Below are 278 nucleotides of genomic sequence, written 5' to 3'. Positions count from 1 at the left end.
GAGATCGCCTGGCCGTCCGGATCCTGGTCGATCGCGATGTCCATCGAGCCGGCCTCGATGTACGTGCGGTGCAGGTCGATCATCTCGTGCCCGACCCAGACGACGCGTCCGGCCGCGCCGGCCTTGCGCAGCGCCGCCTCGATGCCGGCCGAGCCGGCGCCGCTGTTGTAGATCCCGACGATATCGTCGTACGTGTGCAGCGCGTTCGTGACCGCGCGGTAGCAGCGATCATCCTGGTCGAGCGTTTCGACCGGCGCATCGTCGCAGCCGAGGGCGGC

At 69.4% G+C, this 278-nt stretch carries 1 protein-coding gene; it reads right to left on the bottom strand.

The features are described from left to right. Positions 1-278: substrate-binding domain-containing protein (locus SB764_RS39680; protein ID WP_410866708.1), on the bottom strand; the 278-nt coding region annotated here is incomplete at both ends.

It is taken from the genome of Paraburkholderia sp. SIMBA_027, from assembly GCF_046535315.1.
Classification (GTDB): Bacteria; Pseudomonadota; Gammaproteobacteria; order Burkholderiales; family Burkholderiaceae; genus Paraburkholderia; species Paraburkholderia tropica.
This window is presented reverse-complemented; position numbering and strand designations above follow the sequence as displayed.